The sequence below is a fragment of the Micromonospora sp. NBC_00330 genome, assembly GCF_036136635.1.
GTDB lineage: Bacteria > Actinomycetota > Actinomycetes > Mycobacteriales > Micromonosporaceae > Micromonospora > Micromonospora salmantinae.
Genome location: NZ_CP108012.1, coordinates 1,413,082 through 1,438,356, shown reverse-complemented (window position 1 = coordinate 1,438,356; position 25,275 = coordinate 1,413,082). Strand labels below are relative to the sequence as shown.

21 protein-coding genes are annotated in these 25,275 nt (G+C 69.6%); 11 read left to right on the top strand and 10 right to left on the bottom strand.

The genetic code is table 11. The features are described from left to right. Nucleotides 1-57 precede the first annotated feature (57 nt). The 4 genes from OG598_RS06365 to OG598_RS06350 all read right to left on the bottom strand — a co-directional run bounded on the left by OG598_RS06365 (nt 58) and on the right by OG598_RS06350 (nt 4,006). On the bottom strand, nt 58-981 hold the full coding sequence (locus OG598_RS06365) for a peptidase inhibitor family I36 protein (RefSeq protein WP_328653490.1): 924 nt from the start codon (nt 979-981) through the stop codon (nt 58-60). Nucleotides 982-987: 6 nt separating this feature from the next. Then, entirely contained in the window at nt 988-1,872 is an 885-nt protein-coding gene (locus OG598_RS06360) for a peptidase inhibitor family I36 protein (RefSeq protein ID WP_328653489.1), read from the bottom strand. A 33-nt stretch (nt 1,873-1,905) separates the two neighbouring features. Continuing rightward, the gene (locus tag OG598_RS06355) at nt 1,906-2,769 is read right to left on the bottom strand and encodes a peptidoglycan-binding domain-containing protein (RefSeq protein ID WP_328653488.1); all 864 of its coding nucleotides are present in this window, start codon (nt 2,767-2,769) and stop codon (nt 1,906-1,908) included. A gap of 208 nt (nt 2,770-2,977) precedes the next feature. Then, entirely contained in the window at nt 2,978-4,006 is a 1,029-nt protein-coding gene (locus OG598_RS06350) for an NBR1-Ig-like domain-containing protein (RefSeq protein WP_328653487.1), read from the bottom strand. 137 nt (nt 4,007-4,143) lie between these two features. On the opposite strand from OG598_RS06350, the gene OG598_RS06345 reads away from it, so the two are divergent. Further along, entirely contained in the window at nt 4,144-4,560 is a 417-nt protein-coding gene (locus tag OG598_RS06345; RefSeq protein WP_328653486.1) for a hypothetical protein, read from the top strand. A gap of 70 nt (nt 4,561-4,630) precedes the next feature. Here the strand turns inward: OG598_RS06345 and OG598_RS06340 are convergent, their stop codons facing one another. From OG598_RS06340 to OG598_RS06325, 4 genes are all read right to left on the bottom strand, one after another. Further along, nucleotides 4,631-6,670 (bottom strand): hypothetical protein, encoded by a 2,040-nt coding sequence (locus OG598_RS06340; protein WP_328653485.1) that lies wholly within the window; start codon nt 6,668-6,670, stop codon nt 4,631-4,633. 156 nt (nt 6,671-6,826) lie between these two features. Then, nucleotides 6,827-6,973, bottom strand: coding sequence for a hypothetical protein (locus tag OG598_RS06335; RefSeq protein ID WP_167337290.1), 147 nt, complete (start codon nt 6,971-6,973; stop codon nt 6,827-6,829). A gap of 132 nt (nt 6,974-7,105) precedes the next feature. Next, nucleotides 7,106-7,747, bottom strand: coding sequence for a GNAT family N-acetyltransferase (locus tag OG598_RS06330; RefSeq protein WP_328653484.1), 642 nt, complete (start codon nt 7,745-7,747; stop codon nt 7,106-7,108). A gap of 275 nt (nt 7,748-8,022) precedes the next feature. After that, nucleotides 8,023-9,252, bottom strand: coding sequence for a cellulose-binding domain-containing protein (locus tag OG598_RS06325; protein ID WP_328653483.1), 1,230 nt, complete (start codon nt 9,250-9,252; stop codon nt 8,023-8,025). Between the two features lie 406 nt (nt 9,253-9,658). On the opposite strand from OG598_RS06325, the gene OG598_RS06320 reads away from it, so the two are divergent. From OG598_RS06320 to OG598_RS06285, 8 genes are all read left to right on the top strand, one after another. After that, on the top strand, nt 9,659-10,261 hold the full coding sequence (locus OG598_RS06320) for a hypothetical protein (protein ID WP_328653482.1): 603 nt from the start codon (nt 9,659-9,661) through the stop codon (nt 10,259-10,261). A gap of 112 nt (nt 10,262-10,373) precedes the next feature. Beyond that, nucleotides 10,374-10,760, top strand: a complete 387-nt coding sequence (locus tag OG598_RS06315) for a YciI family protein (RefSeq protein WP_328653481.1) — start codon at nt 10,374-10,376, stop codon at nt 10,758-10,760. Continuing rightward, nucleotides 10,760-11,974 carry an RNA polymerase sigma factor gene (locus tag OG598_RS06310; protein WP_328653480.1) on the top strand — a complete coding sequence of 405 codons (1,215 nt, stop codon included), beginning with the start codon at nt 10,760-10,762 and terminating at the stop codon, nt 11,972-11,974. The genes OG598_RS06315 and OG598_RS06310 overlap by 1 nt, the downstream gene beginning before the upstream one ends. A 139-nt stretch (nt 11,975-12,113) precedes the next feature. Next, the gene (locus OG598_RS06305; protein WP_328653479.1) at nt 12,114-12,605 is read left to right on the top strand and encodes a sigma-70 family RNA polymerase sigma factor; all 492 of its coding nucleotides are present in this window, start codon (nt 12,114-12,116) and stop codon (nt 12,603-12,605) included. A 14-nt stretch (nt 12,606-12,619) separates the two neighbouring features. Continuing rightward, nucleotides 12,620-13,462, top strand: a complete 843-nt coding sequence (locus OG598_RS06300; protein WP_328653478.1) for a hypothetical protein — start codon at nt 12,620-12,622, stop codon at nt 13,460-13,462. Nucleotides 13,463-13,509: 47 nt separating this feature from the next. Then, nucleotides 13,510-13,863: a VOC family protein gene (locus OG598_RS06295; RefSeq protein WP_328653477.1), complete on the top strand. Its 354-nt coding sequence runs from the start codon at nt 13,510-13,512 to the stop codon at nt 13,861-13,863. Nucleotides 13,864-14,084: 221 nt separating this feature from the next. Then, nucleotides 14,085-17,225, top strand: coding sequence for a glycosyl hydrolase family 95 catalytic domain-containing protein (locus OG598_RS06290; RefSeq protein ID WP_328653476.1), 3,141 nt, complete (start codon nt 14,085-14,087; stop codon nt 17,223-17,225). A gap of 84 nt (nt 17,226-17,309) precedes the next feature. Continuing rightward, the gene (locus tag OG598_RS06285) at nt 17,310-19,439 is read left to right on the top strand and encodes a ThuA domain-containing protein (RefSeq protein WP_328653475.1); all 2,130 of its coding nucleotides are present in this window, start codon (nt 17,310-17,312) and stop codon (nt 19,437-19,439) included. 194 nt (nt 19,440-19,633) lie between these two features. Here the strand turns inward: OG598_RS06285 and OG598_RS06280 are convergent, their stop codons facing one another. Further along, nucleotides 19,634-22,342 carry an RICIN domain-containing protein gene (locus tag OG598_RS06280; RefSeq protein ID WP_328653474.1) on the bottom strand — a complete coding sequence of 903 codons (2,709 nt, stop codon included), beginning with the start codon at nt 22,340-22,342 and terminating at the stop codon, nt 19,634-19,636. 563 nt (nt 22,343-22,905) lie between these two features. Between OG598_RS06280 and OG598_RS06275 the strand changes: the two genes are divergently transcribed. Next, complete coding sequence (locus tag OG598_RS06275; protein ID WP_328653473.1) at nt 22,906-24,036, top strand: LacI family DNA-binding transcriptional regulator; 1,131 nt, start codon at nt 22,906-22,908, stop codon at nt 24,034-24,036. Nucleotides 24,037-24,151: 115 nt separating this feature from the next. On the opposite strand, the gene OG598_RS06270 is transcribed toward OG598_RS06275, so the two are convergent. Further along, nucleotides 24,152-24,628, bottom strand: a complete 477-nt coding sequence (locus OG598_RS06270) for an RrF2 family transcriptional regulator (RefSeq protein WP_328653472.1) — start codon at nt 24,626-24,628, stop codon at nt 24,152-24,154. Between the two features lie 110 nt (nt 24,629-24,738). Here OG598_RS06270 and OG598_RS06265 point away from each other — a divergent pair, with 110 nt between their 5' ends. Continuing rightward, entirely contained in the window at nt 24,739-25,206 is a 468-nt protein-coding gene (locus OG598_RS06265; RefSeq protein WP_328653471.1) for a cupin domain-containing protein, read from the top strand. The last annotated feature ends 69 nt before the right edge of the window (nt 25,207-25,275 follow it).

Here is a 25,275-nt window from a genome sequence, read left to right as displayed (position 1 = left end):
CCATGGGCGCGCCGCCCGCCGCGGAGCTGCGGCGGGCGGCGCGGTTCGTGCGGTACCTCAGGAGAGCGCGATGTCGCGGTAGTAGTAGCGCAGGATCGCCTGGTAGTTCTTGCCCTCGTTGGCGAGGTCACGCGAGCCGTACTGCGACAGCCAGTCCCCGTCCACCCAACCACCGCACGCGGTCGTCGTCGCGCAGTAGTGCGCCCGCAGGATGTTGCCGCTGCGGGTCATCCGGGCCGACCAGGTCCGGTCCACAGCGGCGGACGTCGACGTCTGTGCCGACGACGGACGGTAGACCTGGTCGCCGGTGTCGTCGCGGACGTCGTAGCACTGTCCGGCGGACGTCTTGCGGGTCGAGTGCAGCGCCCAGTACCAGCCGTAGCTCTTGACGGCCATCGCACCGGCGTCCAGCGAGGCGGCCGGCCAGCTCGTCACCCACTCGTTCGGGAGGACGTTCTTGACGTACGTCTTGAAGTCGACCCGGTCGACGCGCCCGAGACCGACCCGGTAGACGAGGATGGTGCTCGGCAGCTTGCTGTTCGTGCCGTCGGTGCTACAGCCCGTCGGCCCGCTCACCAACTCGTGCGAGGCGTTGTTGTTCTTCAGCGTGGCGTTGAGGTTCCCCTTCGTCCCGGCCGCGAAGTCCTGGGTGGCACCGGCGAAGTTGCTGTTGAAGTAGACCCGCACGGTCTTGCCGGTGCGGTTCCACACCGACGCGGCGTTGTTCTTCACGCACAGGCCCTTGCCGCTGCCCGCGCCCTTGAAGTCGTAGCAGGTCGGCTGGGTCGTACCGTAGTCGTCAAGTGAGTCGGTGAAGTCGGAGACCGAGCCGGCCTGGTTGCTGTTGTAGTAGTAGCAGAACTCGCCGCTGTCGCAGGTTCCGTCCCGATCGGCCGCCGCTGCCGGCGACGCGACACTCAGGATGGATGTGGACATGGCGAGGACGGCGCCGACGACGGCGAGGCCCTTGCGGATATTCATGTCGTCCTACTTCTCGTTGTAGCCCTGGGAGTTCCAGAACGACGTCGGGTCGGCGTTGTCCAGGGTGGGGTCGCCGACGCTGACGGCCGCGTGGGTCTGCCGGCCGGCCCGGACCTCGACGTGGGTGTGCGCGCCCGAGCTGGAGGAAACCCCGTGCCACGACTCATCGGCGATGATCTCGCCCTTGCTGATGGCGTCGCCCACGCTCACCCCGGACTTCGGCGCGGTGTGCAGGTAGATCACCGACTTGTTGAGCGAGGAGTTGTAGACGGAGATCGTGGACAGGCCGCCGCTGCCGGTGCTGCCCCGCGCGACGTAGATGACAGTTCCGGAGACCAGGGCGCGCACGTCCGAGCCGACGCTGCGGGCGATGTCGATGCCCTCGTGCCGGCCGGGCGTGGTGGTGTAACCGTCGAAGCCGCACGTGACAGTGCCGCCGCTGGCCTGGTACAGGGCGTACGACAGGTTCGTGCGCGTCGAGGGCGAGAACTGGTGCGAGGCGTTGTTGTTCTTCAGCGTGGCGTTGAGGTTGCTCTTCGCGCCGGCTGCGAAGTCCTGGTAGGAACCGGCGTAGCCGCTGTTGAAGTAGACGCGTACGGTCTTGGTGCTGCGGTTCCAGACCGAGGCGGCCTCGTTCTTGATGCACAGGCCCTTGCCAGCGCCAGCGCCCTTGAAGTCGTAGCACGAGGGCTGCTCGGTGCCGTAGTCGTCGAGCGAACCGGTGAAGTCCGAGATCGATCCCGCGTTGTCGCTGTTGTAGTAGTAGCAGAACTCGCCACTGTCGCAGACCCCGTCTCGGGCCGCCGCCGACGCGGGCGATGCGACGCTGAGGATCGAGGTGGTCGCGGCCAGCGCGATGCCGGCGGCAGCGAGGCTCTTACGGATGTTCATGGTGTCCTTTCAGAAACGGTGAGGGGGTGCGGGTCACTGCCCGCGCTGGTACTGCTCCCAGGTCTTGATCGGGATTCGAGGGCCGTCGTCCGGCCCCTGGTTGGCCAGGCCGTTCATGCCGAGGTAGTAGTCGCCGACCTGGTGCTGTGCCTGGCTGGACAGGTCGGTGTCGTTGATCGCCGTGGCGTGGATGTGCCACGGCCAGTCGCCCTGATTCGGGTTGCGGACCCAGGCGGCGAAGCCGACCTGGCGCAGGGCCCGGGCGACGGCGGTGCGCTTGGCCGCGGTCATGCCGGTGACCGCGATGTCCACCACACCGCCGCCGTCGTGCGTACCGGCCGAGGTGGGGTCACCCCCGGGGTTGTACGAGCCCTGGTCGAGCACCAGGGTGTAGCCGAGCAGACGCTGCGCCTCGGCCAACATGGCCTGCGTACGGGCGTTGACGACGTACCCGTCACGCGGGACCTTCGCGCCCGGGCCGATGGTGTTGCCGACGGTGTAGCGGTTCTGCCCGAGCTTCGTCAGCGACGTCGTGCCGGGCAGCCCGTTCGCGGCCAGCCCCGTGTAGCCGAGCGAGCGTTGGTACGCCGCGTACGCCGAGACCGTCACGGTGCCGAAGTAGCCGTCGACCCACTGCGCGTTCAGCAGGCCCTGCGCCTGGAGCGCCTGCTCGACGGCGAGCACCGAGGTCTTCGCGCCCGGGGTCAGTGTGTTGTCGGCCCGGCGCGGGTCGATCTGGGCGGCCAGGACGGTGGCCTCCATGTCCACGACCGGCCGCGCGGCCGTGGTGACGGTTCGCTGCGCTGTGGCGCCGGATGTCGCGGCCCAGGCGTGGGCCGGGACGCCGACGGCCACGCAGAGCGCGGCGAGCCCGACGGATAACCAGGGACGGCGCACTGTCGATCCTCCTCGCAGTTGGTGAGTCGTTCGGGGAACGGACATCACTGTGCGAGAATCGGCCTGCTGTTCGGTACCCCTGCTGTCCTGTCAGATCCGTCAGGCGTCACTGACCTCGATGGATGTGCTGTTGTCAGCTTCGGTGGCACCCGGGACTGACATCGAGGTTTCGCGCTCTGACACCGGTCGAGGCGGCCGGGGAGCGCGCTCAGGCGGTGACGGTGACCATGAAGTACACCGGCCGGCGGGTGGGAAAGTACTCCTGCCCGTTCTCGTCGACCATCTTCCAGCTCACCCAGCACTTCCCGGGACGACTCGGAGCGGTGACCTCGACACTGATCATCACCTGCTCGTCGGGCGGTGTGTCACCGATCGCCACCCGGTCCGGCACCTGGCAACCGTCGGCGTCGGCGGTGGGGTTGGTCCGCGCGAGGTAGCGGTTGTGCCAGGCCACCTTCCCCACGTTCTTGAGGGCCCATACCTTGACGAACTGGGAGTTCACCCGCACCCGGGTGCCGTCGGGGATGGTGACGTCGGAGATGAACTTGCTCGAGTCGCCGGGGATCAGCGAGTCCGAGAACGCTGAGGCCGACGGCGACACCGACGGTGCGGACGACGCCGCCGCCGCACCGGAGTCGTTCCGCGACGACCGGCCGCGCACGACGATGCCCAGGACGGCGACCATGGCCACCACCAGGACCACCGCTGCGGCGGCGAGCCACGGCAGCCGGAGCCGCCGTGCACCCGCGACGTCCTCGTCGGTCGGCGGAAAGTCCGTGCTGCGCAGAGCGTTCTGCTCCTCCGACGACGGCAGGGGGACGACGGACACGACGGGCCCGTGGGTCTCCGGGGCGTCGGTCCCGGTGTCGGGCTTCTTTCCACCCGTGGTGACCGGGGTGTCGACGCCGGTCGGGGAATCGGTGCCGACCGGCGCGGCATCGCCATCCGCGATGCCGTGGACCGTCGCGGGGCGCTGCGCGTCCTCCCAGCGACGCCGCCACTGGACCTCGTCGGCCTCGCAGGCTCGGACGAACTCCCGCACGGTCTCCCAGGAGGGGAACCTGGTCCCGGCGGCGGCCTCGTGCAGCGTGGTGTGCGAGATCCGGCCCGACCGCCCCGCCATCTTGCGGAACGACGGGTCACCGGCGGCGGCACGCAGGGCCCGTAGTTGTTCGGCGAACCTCTCGGCGGCCTGTCTGTCCTGAATCGACTGGGCGGCGGCACGCTGGTCCTTCATCACTCCCCCATGTCAGACGACGTCGTCAGGCGTTGTCAGAGCGTGTCAGAGGGTACCGAACGGGACAAGGCCGCCATCAATGTGGTGCATCGACGACACCGGGCTCCACAGCTCCGGTGCATTGAAGGAGGTCACCGTTGAAGAACCTTTCCCGCCGCGGCGTACGCATCCTCGCGGCCTCCGGTCTGGCTGTGCCCGCGACACTGGCGTTCGCCGCACCCGCGCACGCCGAGACCAACCCGCGCTGCGTCGACTCGGTGCAGATCGGCGCCACCGCGTACGTCACCGTCGGCGGTCAGACAGCGGCATCGGTCAAGCAGTACAAGGGCTGCGGCAAGAACTACGCCTACACGTACGTGTGGCAGCAGTACCGGGCCAGCCACGGCTCGTACCAGGTCTGCACCTCCATCGTGACCGGTAGCACGCTGCGTGACCTGCAGTGTTCCAGCGGGCCGGAGGTCTGGTCCTCGGGCGCCAACACGCTGTCGGTGTGCACCCGGGCTCTCGGTGGCATCTCGGACGTGGCACAGAAGGAGACCGAGGTGCGCTGCTGACCCGGCGAGGTCGGCGTTTCCCGGCGGGGCGCTGGCACGACCAGCGCCCCGCTTCGTCCCGAGCCTCGCGTCACGGGCAGGGTGTCCGCGCGCAGACGTCGACGACCTTGCCGGTGAGCAGGAAGACCGCCTTCTGTTTCTGGGCCCCGGCCTGGGCGCGAGGGAACTCGTGCGGATCGTCGCCGAACTCCGGCCCGGCCGGGGCGAGGTTGGTCGGCGGCGGCGCGTACGCCGCGCCGCTGTTCCAGATCACGATCGCCGAGCCGGTGTACGGGTAGCGGCGGATCGGCGTGATACCCCAGTACGGCCGCACGTCCAGTGACCAGCCGTCGGCGAGCGCCGGGGTGTGCAGGCGCGCGCCGATGGTGCGCGCCTGCACCTCCGCCGCGGCGGGCGAGACCTGTTGGTCGCCGAAGGCCACGTGCATCAGCACCTGGTGCGCCGGGGTGCGCGGTAGTGGCCGGTCGGTCATGTGCTGGGCGTACCCGTTGGCCTCGGAGCGGTCCCACAACATCTGCAGCAGCGCGAGGACCAACTGTTGGTCGACAGTGTCCGGGTAGTAGCCGTCGAGCACCGTCTGGAACGGTGCGAAGTCCACGCTGCGTTGCAGCAGCGTGGAATAGTTCATCGCCGGTACGCCGAGCACCGAGCGGGTCCAGTCCTGGGCGATGGCGGTGAGCGCACCCCCGTTGATACCGCCCTGACTGTTGCCGTCGTAGTGCAACCCGCCGACGCGATCGATCAGCGGCCGGGCGGTGGCGTCCCGGAACGCCGGGTGGGCCGCGAACCCCGCCGGGTGGATCATCGCGCGACCCAGGAAGAGGAAGTTCAGGAAGCTCTGCTGCAACCGGTCCGCCACCGCGGGGAAGACGCTGAGGTCGGTGAAGGCGTTGGCCACGAAGGGAACGTCGGCGGCGGCCATGCCGATCCAACTGGTCGCGCAGAAGGTGAAGTTGTGGGTGTTCGACATCGTCCTGACGTTGCCGGCGTTGATCTCGGTCGGCCGGCCGAGCAGTCCGTGGCCGTAGAGCGAGAGGTGGGCCGGCCGCGCGGCCGAGGCGCTGCGCGGGATGTTGCAGACGAAGTCCGCCGCCACCGTCGCGCCGGACGGCGTGGGCAGGGCGTCCGGTGTGGGAGGTGTCCCGGCGCCGCCGGCCGGCCCGTAGTGCAGGCGGGAGCCGGGCCCGCCGTCGCCGGTCAGGTAGGACGGTACGCCGACGGTGCCGGTGACCTGCCGGGCGATCAGCGGATCCTGCTCCGGTGAATAGTCGGTCACCTGGGTGACGGTGACCGGCGGCGCGGCCCGGCCGAGGTCGGCGAACGCGTCGTCCCGGACCGCCACCATCCGCCCGGTCAGTCCGTGCCGGCTGGCCACAGTGAAGTCCCAGGCCAGGTAGAGGCTGTGCCGCTTGACGCCGGTCCGGTTCAGCTCGGCGACGATCCGCCTCAGTTGCGGCCCCCGAGCGTCCCGCTGCTTGAGGCCGGCACCGGTCAGGTACGCCGTGAACGCCTTCGGCGCCGGAATCAACGACCCGTTGCCATCGCGCAGGTCGCGCAACCCGACGACGTAGCGGGTGCCCTCGGTCAGCGCCACCGCCGGCCGGATGATCAGCAGCTGCCGGTCGGGCTGGCCGGCGGCGTGCGCGTCCAACTCGGCCCAGTACGGCGTGCGCTCACCGGTCCGGGTGTTGAGCAGCACGATCGGCGCGTTCGGCGCCAGTGAGCGGCCGATGTCGGTGACCGGCGCGATCCCGCTCGCCGCGGCGTCGAGACCGGGTACGCGCACCAGGATCGGTGAGCCCGGACTGAACCCGTCCTGCCGGTTCCACTCCGTCGGGTCGATCGGGGTTCCCCGCACGTTGGCGGGCATCGCGGCGGCGGCGAACCGAACCCGCTTGCCGGTGGGGCTGCTCCGGTCCGGCACCGTGAAGTAGTCGTTCGGGAACGGCAGCAGGCAGGCGGTCGGGTCGATCGGGTCGCAGGACGGCTGCCCGGTCGGAACGGGAGTCGTTGGCGGTGCGGCAGGGGCCGCCGTGCCGAGCAGGACGGCACCTGCCGTCACCAGCACGGACACGGCGAGACGGAGCCCTCTGGAGGTGGTCACACGCATCTCCTTCGACGCTGGACGCGGATCGACGGGTGGTGTTCTTCCTACGCGTGTGAAGGAGACTCAGCAAGCGAAACAAACTCGCGGCCGGTTGCCGGGCAGCCCGATCACGTTCTGGCTGCGCGGCAACCGGCCGCAGCGACGACGACCAACGAGAGATCAGTCGGTGATCACCGGCCAGGCGTAGGCGAGCAGGGCGCAGGCGGCACCCAGAAGCGCGAGCGAGACACCCCTCGTGGGCAGCGGCAGAGCAGCGAGCACGATCAGGATGACGGCGACAACGTAGAGAAATGCCTGGACCGACATGGTGCTCTCCTCGATCAGGGGTAACGAGCGGCTGACTTCATCCGCGGGATGCCCCCGGGCGTGATCTCGGAAACCCTCCTGCTGATCACGGTTTGGCCCACAGTGGCATGTGCGGATCGTCCAGTGCGGTACCTACATCGGAAGAAGAAGCGCTTCGGCGCCCACCGGTCGAAAGCCCGCCGCCTGGAAGGCACGCACGCTGCGCGCGTTGCCGGCGGCCTGCTGGGCCCAGACCGGCCGGCCGTCGGGCACCAGATGTCGGGCGGCCGTCGCCAACGCCCGCCCCAGGCCCCGATGGCGACGCTCGTCGTCGACCTCGATCGCCGCCTCCCAACGGCCGGCCACTCCTCGGCCGAGCACGACCACCCCACCGTCGGCGGCCCAGACGCGAATGTCGTCACGGCGCCGCCGTGACCTGACTTCGCGAGGATGATCGGCGTCCGCCAGCTCAGTCAGCGGTAACGGAGGTGGCCCGGCAAGGCAACTCGCGACGGTCAGCAGGTCGATCGTGTCCATGGAGCGCCGGGTGCGGTCGAGCAGCGCACCCAAAAAACGCGGATTCATCGTGGCCGCCAGTGAGTCGCAGTCGAGGGTGGCCAGCGTACGACGTACCCACTGGGGATCTTCGTCGGTGAACACCACCGAGTGTCCGGTGAAGGCGATGACTCCGGCGTCGCGGCGGCTCGGCTGCGACACCACAGTGGTCCCGCCGTCCGGTGGCGGGAACTGCCCGTGCGCCGCCGCTTCCAGGATGTCGGTCAACATGTTGCCCATGGTCGCCTCTCCTCGGTCCCCGACCGCGCGGCTGCCGAGGGCGGACGCGGCAATGCGCTCCCGCCCCTTGCCACCGCGTGGACCAAACAGTGTTCAGACATCCTCCCGGGTGAGGTGTAGAGCTGGGTGCCCGCAGTGCGGTGGCGGCGCTCATGCTGCTCGTGAGGGCGGTCGATGACGATCGAGGGTGTGACAGGACTTCCGGGTCACACCCTCGACGCGTTCATCACCATTGCGGGCACCGCTGACGGGCCCCGTTCACGACCCCCGAAGGGTCAGCAGCCGATGCGGCTGGACCCCACCGCGACGTCGTCGTACCAGAGGGTGTCGGCTCCACCGCCGTAGCTCTCCCAGCCCAGCTTCAGGTCGGTGAGCTGCGGCCGCCAGGTGCGGTTGTACCACTGGCCGTCGATGTCGTGCGTCGGCGCGCCGTCCGCGGTCAGCCCGGGGATGGCGGTGCCGTCCACCCAGGTACGTAGCTGACCGGCAGAGCCGTCGACCATGAACTCGACGCAGGTCCACCGGTTGGTGGGTAACGGCAGACTCTGCGCCACCCCGGCCGGGCTCTGCTCGGGCAGGGTCGCGTCGTCGGAGGCGCGGTTCCACTGCAGGGCGCCGTTCTGGCCACCCAACCGCAGGTCCTTGTTGCCGTCGGCGGCGTCGGCCATCGCCATCATCGTGGTGTGTTCGGTGGGCTGGGCGGTGGTGTGCCGGACCCAGATGCGGCCGTACCGGACGTTGCCCACGCTGCCAAGGCTCTTCGTGGATCTGATGAAGACGTGGTTGCAGTACCCGGCGGCACCGTTGATCCGAACCGACCGGCTGCCGCTGTGCGTGGTCGCCGTGTCGATGGTGGCGGTACCGGCGCCGGAACAGTCAGGGCTCACCACGGCCCAGTCACCGGACGGTGTCGAACCGGTCTGGCTCTCGAAGCCGTCGCAGAGCACCGCGCCGGCACACCCGGTCGGCGGCTCGGTGGTGGGCGGCGGGGTGGTGGGCGGCGGGGTGGTCGGCGGAGGCGTCGTGGGTGGCGGGGTGGTTGGCGGAGGCGTCGTTGGCGGAGGCGTGGTCGGCGGCGGCGTGGTGCCGTTGCACGCCACGCCGTTCAGGCTGAACCCGGTCGGCGCGCCACCGCTGGAGCCGTACGTTCCCTGCAACCCGAACTCGGTGGAGCCGCCGGCCGGGATGCTGCCGTTGTACGACGCGTTGCGGGCGGTCACCGTCGATCCGGACTGGCTGACCGTGGCGTTCCAGCCGCTGGTGACCCGCTCGTCCCCGGCGTACGTCCAGGTGACGGTCCAGCTGGAGACGGCCGCGTCTCCCGGGGAGACCTTGACGGCGGCGGTGAATCCGCCGGGCCACTGGTTGGGCGTGTAGTCGACCCGGCAGCCCTGAGCGGCTGCGGCCGGGCCGCTGGCCACTGCCGCTCCCGTGGTGATCGCGGCGGTGGCCAGCGCGGCGACGACCACCAGGGTCGCGGCGGGGCGGGCACGGAAAATCGTCATGAAGGGTCCTTCTGCCATCGAGCTGAGCGAAGACGGCACGGCGGCGCGTCCTGGACGGACGCGGCGCGACAACGTGCCCTGGATGTGGCGCGGCGATGCGCCACAGCGACCGGTCGCGCGTACGACCGAAATGCCCGGCTCGGGGGTGGACCTGTCAGCCGCCGACGGCCCGGTTCACCCGAACCCCGGCGGCGCCCACCCTCAATCTATTGACGATTGCCGATCGAATCAAGCGTCGCCGCTCCGGACGCCCACGCACCGGGCTCGCTCTCCCGCGAGCGGGGCACGGTGTCCCAGGCGCGGGGGAACGACTCCCCCCACAGAGGGGATCACTCCCGCTTCCAACCCGCCGAGTCTGGAGGCATCGCAGGGCCGCGGTGTTCGCGGCCGGATGAGGAGGACGACAATGCGCAGAACACTCGGGTGGGGCATCGCCGCAGTGACCATGGCAGTTGCGGCGGCGACGCCGGCCGGGGCGGCAGAGCACCGACCGGCGCGGGTGACCGGATCGGCGGAGTTCGTGCTGCCGTTCGGGCAGGGCGACGACGTGCAGTCGTTCGCCTTCGACGCCCGGTCGGCGCCGTACAGCCGGCCGCTGCCGATTCCGCGTGGGGAGAACGGCACCCCTGCGGACGCGACGGGGACGGTGCGAGTGGCGCACTGGGTGGCCGAAGCCAACGTCACGGTGCGGTGGGAGGCATCGGTGGACTGCATGATCACCAGCCCGGGTCATGCCACACTGACCGGCATCGTCACCCGCGCCGACGAGATGGCCAGTGATTTCGTCGGTAAGCGGGTCGGGTTCAGCGTGCAGGACGGCGGGCGCCGCGGCGGCGACCGGGTCGGCTTCACCTGGTCAGCCAGCCTGGACCAGGACGAGGCAGGTAAATGGGGCCCGGCCCGAATCGGTACGTGCCTCGCGCCAGCCGCGTTCGCCACTGTGAGTAGCGGCAACTTGACGGTGCGGCACGCCGAAATGACGCCGCTGCCAGAGGGCAAGCGATCCTGACCACGCCGCGACGGGGAAAGAATGTTCCGGGGTCCGTGTCGATCCGCGGGCCGCCCGTTCGACGTGGGGATGCTGGGACCGGGAGACGGCCCCGTCGGATGAGGAGAACACGATGTCGAGATACATGTTGATCATGCGGGGCACCGATGAGACGAACGCGGCCATGATGGCCAACATCGACGAGATGATGGCCACCACCCGCCAGTTCATCGAGGACATGATGAAGGCCGACGTTCTCGTCGCGGCCGAAGGGCTGGACGATCCGCGCCAAGGCGTCGTTGTCGACTTCGGTGGCGAGGCACCGGTGGTCACCGACGGTCCGTACGGCGAGACCAGGGAGTTGTTCGGAGGCTACTTCCTGCTCGACGTCGCCACGAAACAGGAGGCGGTCGAGTGGGCCACGCGGGTCCCGGCGGTCCGCGGGTCCAAGATCGAGGTCCGGCGGGTGGCCGAGGCCGACGAGGTCCCGCAGGGTGGCGAAAGCACCGGCCAGGTCTGATGGGTACGGCCGACGTCGAGGCCGTCTGGCGGATCGAGTCGGCGCGGATCGTGGCCGCGCTGACCCGGCTCACAGGTGACTTCGGACTGGCCGAGGACGCCGCCCAGGAGGCGGTGGCCGAGGCGCTGGTGTGCTGGCCGCGTGCCTCTCCGGCCAATCCGGCCGGGTGGCTGATGGCCACGGCCCGGCGGCGGGCGATCGACGCGATCCGCCGCCGGGTCGCCCTCCAGGAGCGATACACACTGTTGGCAGCCGATCCCGCGCTCGACCAGGAGATCGACCCCGACCGGATCGACGACGATGTGCTGGCGCTGATGTTCGTCAGCTGCCACCCGGTGCTCTCCCGCGAGGCGCGGGTGGCGCTGACCCTGCGGGTGGTCGGCGGCCTGTCCACCGAGGAGATCGCCCGTGCGTTCCTGGTCCCGGTGCCGACCGTGCAGGCCCGCATCACCCGGGGCAAGAAGGCGATCGCGGCGGCCGGGGTGCCGTTCGAGCTGCCGCCGGCCGGCGAGCGCCGGGAGCGGCTGGGGGGCGTGCTCAGCGTCCTCTACGTGATCTTCACGGAGGGGTCGACGGCCACGTCGGGCGACCGGCTGCTGCGCACCGACGTGGCGTACGAGGCTGTCCGGCTGGCCCGCACACTTGCCGCGCTCCAGCCGGACGAGCCCGAGGTGCACGGGCTGCTCGCCCTGTGCGAGCTGACGGCCGCGCGCTTCCCGGCCCGGACCGACCCGGACGGCACCCCGATCCTCCTTGCGGACCAGGATCGCCGGTTGTGGGACTTCCCGGCGATCCACAGTGGGCTGGCCGCGCTGGCCAGGGCATCGCAACACGGCCTCGGCCCCTACGGTCTACAGGCCGCGATCGCAGCCACGCACGCGTCGGCACCCTCGGTCGAGGAGACCGACTGGGCCCGGATCGTCCAGCTCTACGAGACGCTCGGCCGGGTCGCGCCCTCGCCGGTGGTCGAACTCAACCGGGCCGTCGCCGTCGCCATGGCCTCGGGTCCGGCGCCAGCCCTTACCATCGTGGACGAGCTGATCGCCTCGAACCGGCTCCCCGGGTCGCACCTCGTTCCGACCGTACGCGGCGAGCTGCTGACCCGCCTCGGGCGGCTTCCGGAGGCGCGCGCCGAGCTGGAACTGGCCGCCCGGCTCTGCGGCAATCAGCGCGAACGCTCGGTGCTGCTCGGCAAGGCGGCCGCACTGAGCTGACTGCTCCACCGCCTTGCCTGCCCGCCCGAACTCCAGATCAGCAAGCGTGCAACCCTCAGGCGGGAGGGCCGCGTCGTACGGCCGTGAGAGTCAGCGCAAAGAACAGACCCGTGCTGGTCGCCGGAGAGGACAGACCCCGGTGAGGCGGGCCGACGAGACCGACTTCCACGACTTCGTCGCGGGCCGGCTGGATCGCTGGCGGCGCAGCGCGTTCCTGCTCTGTCAGGACTGGCACACCGCCGACGACGTCGTGTCGGTGACCGTGGCGAAGCTCTACCGGAGCTGGCGCACGGCGGGTCGGGCGGACAACCGTGACGCGTACGCCCAGCGGGTCCTGACCCGCGCCTGGCTCGACGAGCGGCGCCGGCCCTGGAAGCGGCGGGAACAGGCGAGCGCGACGCTGCCGGACGTGGCCGTCGCGGCCCCGGAGACGGTCACCGACCGCGAAGGACTCGCCGCGTTGCTGCGTTCCCTCGGCCCCAAGCAGCGGGCGGTGCTCGTGCTCCGCTTCTACCTGGACTGTTCGGTGGAGGAGACCGCGCAGATCCTCGGCATCTCCACCGGCACCGTCAAGAGTCAGTCGGCACGCGGGTTGGCGAACCTGCGCGCCGTCGTCACCGGCCAGTCCTGAGGAAGAGGCAGCAGATGGGTCACCAGTTGTTCGACGAGTTGATCGGGACGCCACCGCCGCCCCGGGTGGACGTGGAGGGCATCGTCCGGCGCGAGCGGCGCGCGAGCCGCGCCCGGCTGGTCGGCGGCCCGCTGGCCGCTGTCCTGGCGGTGGCGGTCGGCGTCGGTGTCGCCGTACACGATCAGGAGCCCGGCCGGCCGCTGGCCGCGCCCTCCCCCACGGCCCCGGACACCGGCTTCCGGCTGGTCTTCGACACCGACGCGAGCGCCGAGGCCAGCGCGGAGCGCCTCGGCGCCGAGTTCGACGCCGCGCTGCGTGCGGTGGCGCCCGGGTCGACGTGGTTCTGGATCCCCGACCACGTGGGCGAGGCCCGCCAGCCGGACGGGCGGCCGCCGGTGTTCACCCACAACGGCCGGGACGACATGGTCGGCGGCGGATCCGGCGTGTCGTATCGGGGACGGAAGGGTCCGCTGGGGGTGTCGATCTCTCCCGACGTCCTCGATCCGGCGCCGACCGGCCGCCCCGCCGACCCCTCGGCACCCGAGGGGCCCGCCGGATTCCACTGGCCGTGCGAGCTGCCGGAGGGTGCGGGCGACAACCGCTACCACCGCGCCTGCGCGGCGGGAACGACCCCCGGCGGCCTCCGGATGAAGACCGAGACGTTGACCGGAAAGCGGACCGCGAGCGTGCAGCACATCGTCTCGATCCAACTGCACGGCAACCGGGCGCTCAGCGCGAGCGTCAGCAACATGGTGGGGGTCGACGAGCAGGCCGTCGCCGCACAGCCGGAGCCGCCGCTCTCCGCCGAGCAGCTCAGGGCCGTCGCGGTACGGGTCGCCGAGCGGGTCAGGGCCTGACGGTCGGGATAATCAGGAGCTATCGATTGCCTGAGCTGGAGGCCCACATGCGCGTCATTCGCATTCTGCCCAACCTTCCGGTGGCCGACGTCAGCGCCGCGAGGGGCTTCTACACCGACTTTCTCGGTCTGAGCACCGAGGCGTTCAACCTGGGTTGGGTGGCCCGCTACACCTCGCCCGACCCTGACGTGGCAGTGCAGCTCGTCTCCGGCGACGCGACAGCACCCGAGGACTCGGTCATCAGCGTGCAGGTGGATGACGTGGACGGCGCCTATGCCGAGGCACAGCGGCTCGGTTACGAGATCGTGCACCCGCTGACCACCGAGCCGTGGGGCGTGCGCAGGTTCTTCGTCCGCGCTCCGGACGGCAACGTCATCAACGTGGCAGCTCACCGTTCCTGAGGTGATCTCGACAATCCTCAGGGATTGACCCTCACAGACGCCCGATGTTAACTGCACATCAACGATGTGGATCGATGTTCATCCGGTTGCCGTGAACGCGGCACGGTGGCGCCGCTCCGCGTCGTCTCGACATCGCCCTCGTTTCGGCGGACGTGGGCACACCGGGGCACTTCCCGGGGTGCGAGACCTGCATCCGCGACGATCCAGAGGAGATCGTGTCGATGACGTTGACGCCGCCACTACGAATCGTGCTCGCTGTCCTGCTCGCCGGTGGTGTCGTCGCCGTCGGGCCGGCCGGTTCAGCGACAGCGGCACCCACGGACGCCGCGTTCGGGACCAGCACCGGGACGTTGAACGTCAACCGGGCGGCCTACCTGTCGAAGCACGACATCGTCTACAACCGCCCGAACACCAATCCCCTGCACGGGCTCACCGTCGGCAACGGCCGCACCGGCGCCATGGTGTGGAACGACAACGGTCTGACCGCCCAGGTCTCCGGTGTCGACCTGGCGCAGCAGTCGACCTACGCCGCCGGGCTGGTCAACCTGTACAGCAACCCGCAGCTCGACACCGGCTACACCACCTTCCAGCAACGCCTCTCGCTGTACGACGGGACGCTGACCACGAAGTACGACAACAACCGCACCGTCACCGTGCTGGGCGCGCCCAACTCCGAGGTGATGGGCATCCACGTCGAGGACACCCGCCCCGGAGTGAGCAGCGTCGGGCTCGACCTGAGCCTGTGGGACATGAACACCGTCCAGAACATCGCGGACGTCCCCGACCTCAACACCTGGCGTACCGTCTCGACCTTCGCCGACGCCAGTGGCGTCGGGTTGAGCCGTGGGCAGACCGACGCGAACAACTTCGGGTACACCCTCGCGGCCACCGTCGAGGGGGCGTCGTACTCGTCCCAGGTGGTCAACGGCACCCGGGTCCGGCTGACGATCACCCCCACGTCGAGTTACACGGTGTGGTTCACCGCGGCCAGCCGGATCAACTCACCGGGCCTGAACTCGGTGATCCAGGCGAAGAACCAGTTGGCGGCGGCCAAGGCCACCGGCTACGCCACCACGTTGAACAACTACCGCAACTGGTGGCACGACTTCTGGGCCAAGTCGTTCGTCCAGTACTCCAACGCGGGCGGCGACGCCGACTACCTGGAGAACGTCTACTACCTGGCGACCTACATGATCGCGGCGGGCGGCTACGGCAACTACCCGCTGCACTTCATCAACGGGGTCTTCCGGGCGACCCAGGACAACTCGAAGTGGAGCAACGGTTACTGGTACTGGAATCAACGGGACGTCTACAACTCGTTCCTGGCCAGCAACCACGTCGACCTGATGGCCGGTTTCAACAGGCTCTACAGCCGCAACCTCTCCGCGTTGAAGTCGTACACCACCACGCGGTACGGCAGCGACGGGCTGTGGGTGCCCGAGACGATGGGTTGGGACGGCAACGCCCGGGGCACGATCAACAGCGACTACGTCAACGACACCTACTCGACCGGCACCGAGGCCGCCTACAACATGTACCTCCAGTACCGGTACAGCAACGACGAGACGTACCTGCGCAACACCGCCTACCCGTACATGCGGGAGGCGGTGAAGTTCTACGAGGACATGCTCGACTACGACAGCGCCACCGGCCGGTGGTACATGGCCAGTTCGAACGCCCACGAGACGTACTGGGACGTCCGCAACGCCATCACCGACCTGGCGGCGGTGCGGCTGCTCTTCCCGCTCACGATCCAGGTGAGCCAGCAACTCGGCCTCGACGCCGGGTTGCGGGCCAACTGGCAGACCATCGTCAACAATCTGGCCCCCTACCAGGTGCAGAACGGGGCGTACCTGCCGCACGACCCACCGATCGCGCAGACCCGCAACAACGAGAACGTGGCGCTGGAGTTGGCCTGGCCCTACGACCAGACCGGCATCGGCTACCCCGACCAGCAGACCGCGATCACCACCTGGAACGTGCGGCCCCACCCGTACGGCAACGTCTGGTCCAACGACCACGTGCACGCCGCCCGGCTCGGCCTCGGCGACCAGGCCTTCCAGGGCATGCGGACGATGCTGCAGAAATACCAGAACTACCCGAACGGGATGACCAACAACACCAACGGGGTCTTCGAGTACCTCGGCGTCCACCTGACGGCGATGAACGAGTCGTTGCTCCAGTCGTACAACGACAAGATCCGGGTGTTCCCGGCCGCGCCGACCGACGCCAGCTTCGTCGGGAAGTTCACACTGCTCGCCAAGGACGGATTCCTGGTCAGCTCGGAGCGCGAGGCGGGCGAAACCAAGTACGTGGGGCTGCGCAGCCAGTACGGCAAGACGGCCCGGGTGGTGAACCCGTGGGGCGGCCAGGAGGTCCGGGTCCGTCGTACCTCGGACAACGCCGTGCTGACCACCACCTCGGCCGCCGAGATCAGCTTCGCCACCGCGGCGAACACTGTGTACGTGGTGGAGCGCACCGCCAAACCGCTGTCGACGTACGCGAGCACCACGTTGACCGGCACCGCCAACCAGGGCGAGAAGAGCCTGTCCGGCACCGCCTCGACACTGGGTCTCGGCGGCGCGGGCGGTGGCGGGCTGGTCAACGACACGATGCTGACCTACGACGCCAACTGGCACCACACCACCGCCCGGGGGTACGGCGACTACAACGACGACACCCACCACAGCACCACTGTCGGCTCGGCGGCCAGCTACACCTTCACCGGCACGGGGGTGGAGTACCTGTCCGAGCGGTTCAGCGACATGGGCAACGTCGACGTCTACCTGGACAACGTGTTCCAGGCCAACGTCAACCTGAACATCGCCGGTGCCCGCCAGGCGCAGCAGGTGGTGTTCCGCAAGACCGGGCTGGCCAACGGCTCCCACACGATCCGCATCGTCAACAAGACCACAGCCGTGGGCATGGTCGACGCGTTGCGGATCCTCACCGGCGGCACACCGACGACCGGGGCGGTCGCGCTGCGGGCCCAGGCGAACGGCCGGTACGTCAGCGCCACCAGTGCCGGCGCGGGCAACCTCGTCGCGTCCGCCGCCAGCGTCGGCAGCTCGGAGCAGTTCGACCAGATCGACCTCGGCGGCGGCACCATCGCCCTGCGGGCCCGGGTCAACAACCAGATCGTCTGCGCCGAGAACGCCGGCGCGAACCCGTTGATCGCCAACCGGGCGTCCGCCGGATCGTGGGAAAGCTTCGCCCTGGTCCGCAACACCGACGGTTCGGTCAGCCTGCGGGCAACGGTGAACAACAGGTACGTGGTTGCCGAGAACGGCGGGGCCGAGGCGTTGGTCGCGAACCGGGACGCGATCGGCCCCTGGGAGAAGTTCGACCTGGTCGCCCTCTGACGCCGGAGCCGGTGGGCCCGAGCGGGCCCGCCGGCTCCGAACCTGCCGCGCCCGCCCGTCCACCCCTCCCACAAGGAGCCCCGCATGCGTAGACGCGCCATCAGCACGCTCGCCGCCGCCGTCGTCACCGGACTCACCCTCGCCGCCGGTGCGGCGACGGTGACCTCGACCCCGGCCGAGGCCGCACCGTTGAGCAAGGTCCTGGTCTTCTCCAAGACCGCCGGCTTCCGGCACTCCTCCATCCCCAACGGCATCGCCGCCATCCAGCAGCTCGGCACGGCGAACGGCTTTACCGTCACCGCCACCGAGGACGCGGCGACCTTCACCACCGCCAACCTCGCCCAGTACCAGGCGGTCGTCTTCCTCAGCACCACCGGCGACGTGCTCAACGCCGGCCAGCAGGGAGCCTTCGAGGCGTACCTGGCCGCCGGCGGCGGTTTCGTCGGAGTGCACGCCGCCGCCGACACCGAATACGACTGGCAGTGGTACGGCGGGCTGGTCGGCGGGTACTTCGCCTCGCACCCGGCCACCCAGCAGGCGACAGTGCGGGTCGAGGACCGGGCCAACGCTTCGACCGCGCACCTGCCGTCGACCTGGACCCGCACCGACGAGTGGTACAACTACCGGGCCAACCCCCGATCGGCGGTCAAGGTGCTGGCCAACCTCGACGAGTCGTCGTACACCGGCGGGTCGATGGGTGGTGACCACCCGATCACCTGGTGCCACAGCTATGGCGGCGGACGCTCCTGGTACACCGGCCTCGGCCACACCGAGCAGAGCTACACCGACCCGAACTTCACACGCATGCTGCTGGGCGGCATCCAGGTGGCGGCCGGGGCGGTGGCGGCCGACTGCCGTCCGGAGCCCGGCTACACCCCGCTGTTCGACGGCACCCAGGCCAGCCTCGGGCAGTGGCGGCAGGCGGGGCCGGGCGGCTTCACTCTGGCCGACGGCACCCTCACGTCGAACGGTGGCATGGGGTTGCTCTGGTACCCGGTGCGCACCTTCGCCAACTACTCGCTCAAGGTCGACTGGATGATGCCGGGCGACGACAACGGTGGGGTCTTCATCGGGTTCCCCGACCCGCAGGGCGACCCGTGGGGCCCGGTCGCCGCCGGTCACGAGATCCAGATCGACGCCACCGACGGCGACCCGACGCGCACCACCGGCAGCGTCTACAGCTTCCAGGCACCCAACCAGGCCACCCGCGCGGCGGCGCTCAACCCACCCGGCTCCTGGAACACCTACGAGATCGGCGTACACGGCCAGCGGGTCGAGATCTGGCTCAACGGCGTCAAGATCAACGATTACGTCAGCAGCCGGGCCATCGCCAACGGCTACATCGGGTTGCAGAACGACGGCGCCGGAATGGACATCAACTACCGCAACGTGCGGATCAAGACCGACGGTCCGAGTGAGCCGCCCGTCAGCGACCTGGCCCAGGGCCGGCCGGTGACGGCGTCCAGCGTGGAGCCGGGCAGCGCGCACGCGGCGGCCAACGCCGTGGACGGCAGCACGACGACCCGCTGGGGCAGCGCGTACGCCGACCCGCAGTGGATCACCGTCGACCTTGGGGCCTCGTACGCGATCAACCGGGTGCGGCTGGCCTGGGAGACGGCCCACGCGCGGGCGTACCAGGTCCAGGTGTCGCCGGACAACGTCACCTGGTCGCCGGTGCACACCACGACCACCGGAGACGGCGGCGTCGACGACCTCACTGTCAACGGCACCGGCCGTTACCTGCGGGTGTACGGCACCCAACGCGCCACCCAGTGGGGTTACTCGCTGTGGGACCTCAACGTCTACGGCACCGCCGCCGCTGGCACAGTGCTCTCCCGGGGCAAGCCGGTCACCGTGTCCAGCGTCGAGCCGGGCAGCGCGCACGCCGCGGCCAACGCCGTGGACGGCAACACGACCACCCGCTGGGGCAGCGCGTACGCCGACCCGCAGTGGATCTCGGTGGATCTCGGCGCGTCCCGCACCCTCGACCGGGTCCGGCTGACCTGGGAGGCGGCGTACGCGCGGGCGTACCAGGTCCAGGTGTCCCCGGACAACGTCACCTGGTCGCCGGTGCACACCACGACCACCGGAGACGGCGGCGTCGACGACATCGCCATCTCGGCCACCGGTCGCTACCTGCGTGTCCAGTGCACCCAGCGGGCCCTGCCCGCGTACGGCTACTCACTCTGGGAGCTGGAGGTGCACGGCAGCTGAGCGCGAGCCCTGAGGCGTGTTTCAAAAGTCGGGTAGCGAGGGGACCGGGTCCGCATCTGTCCGGAGCGGTAGCTCGTGTTCCACAGTGATTGGATGGGCGGCCGACTCGGGGGCACAAACCGTGCCCCCGAGTCGGCGCGACAATCGGCAGCCCGTTACCGGCGGCCGAACTTGACGCTCATCTCTGCCACTGGTCAGGCGGGTACGAACTGCCACTGCTGGTTGGTCCCGCCGTTGGCGGTCCACTGCACGACCTGCGCCCCGTCGCTGGTCGAGGCGGCGGAGACGTCAGCTGCCAATCCGCTGCTGCGGCTGACGATGGTGTAGTAGCCGTTACCGGTGGGCCTCAGGTACCACGACTGGTTGGCGCCGCCATTTGCTGACCACTGCTGCAGTTGCAGGCCCGCCGTGGTGCTGCCGGCGTTGACGTCGAGCATCTTTCCCGAGGCGGTGTAGCGCAGGGTGTACGCGTCCTGCGTGGTGCTGATCGTCCACGTGGGGGAGCCGCTCTGCTGGACCGCCTTGGCACCGTCGGCGGTGGAGTTACCGGCGATGGCGAGGGGCTTACCGCTGTTGCGGTTGACGATGCGGTAGGTGCCTGCTGCCGGGCCGGTTCCACCGCCTCCACTGAGGTTGAAGTACTCGACCGCGTCGGTGAAGACGGTGCTGCCGGACTTGGCGGTCGACAGCTGCAGGTACACGCGGCTGCCGGTGGCGGGGGCGGTGAAGGACACCGGTTGGGTGACCCGCGAGCCGAGCGGGACGGTCAGGGTCGTGCTGCCGGACGCGACGACCGCGCCGGTCGGGCTGTCGAGCCGGGCGGTCCAGGTGAAGCCCACCGAGGTGTTGGTGAGGTCGTCGTTGAACACGGTGATGTTGCGGGTCACCGTGGCGTTGGGGGCGTAGGTGGGCACCGCCTGCGGCAGCGGGAAGGTGCCGTTCGAGTCCGAATTGCCGGAGGCGGACCAGTACGGGAGGTCGATCGCGGCCACCGGGTTGAACGCCGCCTGCACGCGCTGGATCTGCGGGTTGCTCCACGGATCGGGCAGGTTGTCCACTCCGTAGATCGGGTGACCGCCCTCCTCCGGGGTGAAGTCGGTGGACCGCACGCCGGGCACGACGCTGGCCCAGGCGGACAGCAGCGTGTACGGACGCAGGTCGGTGGCGCCCTTGCCACGCTTGGCAGCGGTCGCGGTGGCGAACCACTCGAAGCCCTGCTTGTTGTTGCATGCCGGCCAGATGAACTCGCCCTCGCCGTCGGGCCGCCCGTTCACGGTGACCAGGCCCTCCCCGTACCTGCCGAAGCCGTCGACGTAGTGCGGGATCACCGCGAAGTTGGCGTACGTCATCCCGGGATACAGGCTGACATTGTTGCCGACGCCCACCTCGACAATGATCGGCCGGGTGCCGTCGGCGCCGTTCATCGCCGCGTACAGATCCTTCTCGAACTGTTCGGAATCCTGGCCGCTCTGGTTCGGCTCGTTGTTCTGACTCCAGCGGATGATCGCGGGGTGGTTGCGGTCGCGCAGGACCAGCGCACGGGCGTGGTTGATCATGTTGTCGCGCCCGACGGAGTTCTGCCACTCCTGCGAGGATTGGGAGCCGCGAATCGCGACCTCGTCGATGATCATCAGGCCCATCTCGTCGGCGACATCCAACATGTACGGGCTCCCGGGCTCCTGGTGGATGCGCACCACGTTGTAGTTCAGCCGCTGGTAGTTGTCCACCGCCTGCGGCCAGCCGCCGTTGCCGGACGACGGGGGCAGGAAGCCGGGCAGGGTGTGGTACGCGTCGCCCTTGCCGCCGTTGTTGATCCGGTCGTAGTCGGCACCCTGGAGGTTGTCGCCGCGGAAGTTCACGCGCACGCCGTTGAGGTAGTAGTAGTCACCGTTCTGGGTGGCCTCCCGGAACCCGAACCGGTACTCGGCGTCGCTCGTCCGGCCGTCGTCGGTGACGGCATGCACCGTCAGCCCGTGCAGTTGCGCCCGGTACCCCGACCGGTACGGCACGTTGGGCCACCAGTACGAGGTGCTGTCGAGGTTCCACGCGACCGGCCCGACGGTCACGGTCACGGTCGAGCGGGCCGCCACGGTGACCGTACGGCTGGGCAGCGCCGGGTAGCTGAAAGCCGTTCCGTTCTTGGACGACAGCGACCCGGTCAACGTCACCGACCGGGAACTGCCCGACGTGTTCCGCACCGACACGTCGTAGGTCAACGTCTTGTTCGCCACCGACGTACGTACGAATGTGTCGCTGACGTACACCGCCGGGTAGACCCGCAGGAACGCGGACCCGAAGATCCCCTGCGGGATCGCCTCGGACCACGTGGCGGCGTCGGGCACCAGGTACCGGCCGTTGGATGCCTTCAATGCGCCGCGGCCCTTCACGTTCACCGTGATCGTGTGGGTGGTGCCGGGCGCCGCGTACGCGCTGATGTCGAAGTTCGACGGGGTGAACGCCGTCGTCTGGGTGGCGACCACGCGGCCGTCGACCGACAGTGTCGCCTGGTGGTTGACGGCGCCGAACTCGATCCAGGTCGACTGCGGCTGCCCCGAGTCCGGCACGGTGATGCTGCGCGAGTACACCGCCTCGTTCACGGTGGTGAAGCCCTGCTTGTACCAGCCGCCACCGGGTACCGCGATCGTGGTCGCCGCCCGACCCGCGGGCGTGAAGGTCCACGTCCCGGCCAGGTCGACCGAGGCGACCGCGGCGTTCCCGGCCGCCACACCGTCAACACCGGCGGCCGCGACACTCTGCGTCGCGACCGGCTCGGCCAGGGCCGACCCGGGGGGCGCCAGGGTCAGGCCACCCAGCGTCAGGGGCAGGGCAAGCGCCACGGTCGCTGCCAGCACCCTGGCCAACGCCGACAAGCGGCCACCCCAGTGGACGTTCGTATGATGCACGGTTACCTCCTGTGACTCGTCCGCCAGCTCCGCAACACCGGTTCAGGGCACAGCCTCAAGGCCGATACTCGAATCGATTCGACAAATCAGCCGACGTGGCCGACCACCCGGAAAGGATGGCCGCGGCCCGAATGCATAGATACGTATTAATGGGTATATCGAGCGTGAAGTCAAGGTTTCGCGACGGTTACTTCCTGCTCCTGACGCCTCGCAAGCTTCGAGTGGCCGCCGTCAAATGCGACCCATCCGGAGCGCCAGGGCATCGCGCTCAGGCATTCCGTGTCGCCGGCCCACCGACGCTGCGCCGATCGAATTGCGAACCGATTCGACTCTGTAGCGCCCGGCCGCGTGGCACGGCTGAAGGTGTGGACGCACTGTGGTCCTCGGCGAAGTCGGCGGGCGGCGCGGCCTGACTTGTTCGGTTCGATACTGAAGTTAGGGTGTTGGCACGGAACGTGCTTCGCCAGCGTCACGGGCGGGTTACGGGCTCTTAACGGTGAGTGTCTGACTGCGTAGACATACCGCGCAACCATACAGGACTGTGGCCGGCGATGGGAGGTGCCGTGACGCGACTGGCGAGGCCGGGTGGAAGCCCTCCGACGCCGCGCAGCGTGGACGTCGCGCGGCTGGCCGGCGTCTCCCAGAAGACGGTGTCCAGGGTCCTCAACGACGAGCCGTATGTCTCGGCCGACGTGCGCCGGCGGGTCCTGGACGCCGCCGAGGAGCTCGGCTACCGGCGCAACCAGGCGGCCCGGGCGTTGGCCTCCGGGCGGACCCGGTCGATCGGCGTGGTGACGCTCGGCAGCGCCTTGTACGGGCCGGCGTCGTGGCTCATGGGCATCGAGCGGGCGGTCCGGGAGGTGGGCTACACGCTGCGGGTGGCCTCCACGATCGAGGGCGACCCGGGCGGCATCGCGAGCGCCCTGGCGTCGATGCTGGACCAGGGCGTGGACGGCGTCGTCATCTCCGAGCCGATCGACGAGGGTGTCGGCCCCATCAGCGTCGACGTGCCGGTCCTGGTCCTCGGCGCGCCACCCACCATTGCCGCGCCGCAGGTGGTGACCGCCAGGGTCGGCGCGGCCCGGCTCGCGCGGGCCGCGACCGAGCACCTGCTGGAGCTGGGGCACGCAACCGTCCATCACCTGGCTGGCCCGCAGCGGTGGTATTCGGCACGGGACCGTCTCACCGGCTGGCGCGAGGCGCTGCGAGCCCACGGCGCGGACGAGCCGCCGGTCGTCGAGGGCGACTGGTCGGCTGCGTCCGGCTACGCGGCGGGCCGGGAACTGGCCGGCGACGGTACCGTGACCGCTGTGTTCGCCGCGAACGACGACATGGCGATCGGTCTCATCCGCGCGCAGCTCGAGGCCGGGCGCCGCGTGCCCGAGGACATCAGCGTCGTCGGGTTCGACGACATCCCGGTCGCCGCCTACGTCACTCCCCCGCTCACCAGCGTGCGGCAGCCGTTCGACGAGGTCGCGCGGCAGGGCCTCGCGCTGCTGGTACAGGTCATCGAGAAGCCGGACGTCGAGCTTCCACCGGCGGCCGACCAACCGGTCGAGCTCGTCGTCCGCGCCTCGACGGCGCCACCACCGTCCCGGCCAATCCCCGGACGCGGCCGCCGAGCGAGCCCTCATGCCCACGGTGGCCCGCACGGTCAGCCCGCCGCCAGCGAAGTCCCATCCACCCAGCCCTGATCAGCGTCGATCTGTCCACCTACGGCGGCACGTCACCCGAGACCCGCACCAGCCGTCGCTGACGAGCGGCGGTAGCACCCGCGCGGACGCGCACCCCCCTGTCCCCAGCACTCCCTTAGCGCAGTTCCACGATCCTGGCCCGGGTGTTGGCTGGCGCTTCGGGGTGACCGCGCTCGACGTCGGCCCGGACGTCAGCGACGGTCTTCCCGGCCAACTCCCGCCGCCAGGCCAGGTCGGCGCCCCGCATGGCCTGGGCGAAAGCGCAGGACTGTCGATAGTCGACGCCCGCGTGCTCGCCCGGGCCCTTGCGGAGGATCTGGTCGCACTGGAACAACTCCTCCGGGCCCTCGATCGCGGCCACGATGTCCAGCAGGGAGACCTCCACCGGGGTCCGGGCCAGCTGGAAACCGCCGCGCGGCCCTGAGGTCGACGTCAGGATCCCGGCTCGGACCAGGGCCTGGAGTTGCTTGTTCAGGTACGCCGGTGGCAGCTCGTAGAACGCGGCGAGGGTGCTGGTGGGCACCGGGGCGTCCAGCCAGCTCAGGTTGAGGCATGTGTGGAGGGCCCATTCGACGCCCTGACTCATCCGCATGATCCTGGACTCTACCTGTCCAGGATCTGGGACGCCGGTCACGATCGCTGGCGCCGACCGATTCTGGACATCTAGTGTCTAGGAATCGTTGAACGACGAAGGAGCCGACAATGACTTTGGTACGCGCGGCCCAGGCCGAGGTTCTCGACAGCGACCCCACCAGCGTGATCACGCTGCTGCTCGACCCCGAGCACACCGGCGGCGCCCTGACCAGCAACCGCACAGTGCTCAAGCACGGCACCGACGGTGCGCCGCCACACCTGCACACCCACTCCGGTGAGCTGTTCTTCATGCTCGACGGCGCCCTTGAGATGCTCGTCGACGACGAGGTGCACACCCTGCACAAGGGAGACGCACTCTTCGTCCCGCCGAACACCCCGCACGCCTTCGCGCCCGCCGACGGCCAGGACGCCGACTTCCTCGTCGTGATCACCCCCGGCAAGCCCCGGTTCGACTACTACCGACTGCTCGACAAGGTGCACCAGGGCGAAGCCACCTGGCAGGACGTCGGCGAAACCCAGGACCGCTACGACAACCACTACGTGGACAGCCCGTTGTGGGCGGGCCGACGAGGCTGACCGGCGCGACCTGTTCGTTCGGAAGTTGCCCCGTCGGCGCGGATGGACCGCACCGACGGGGCAACGACT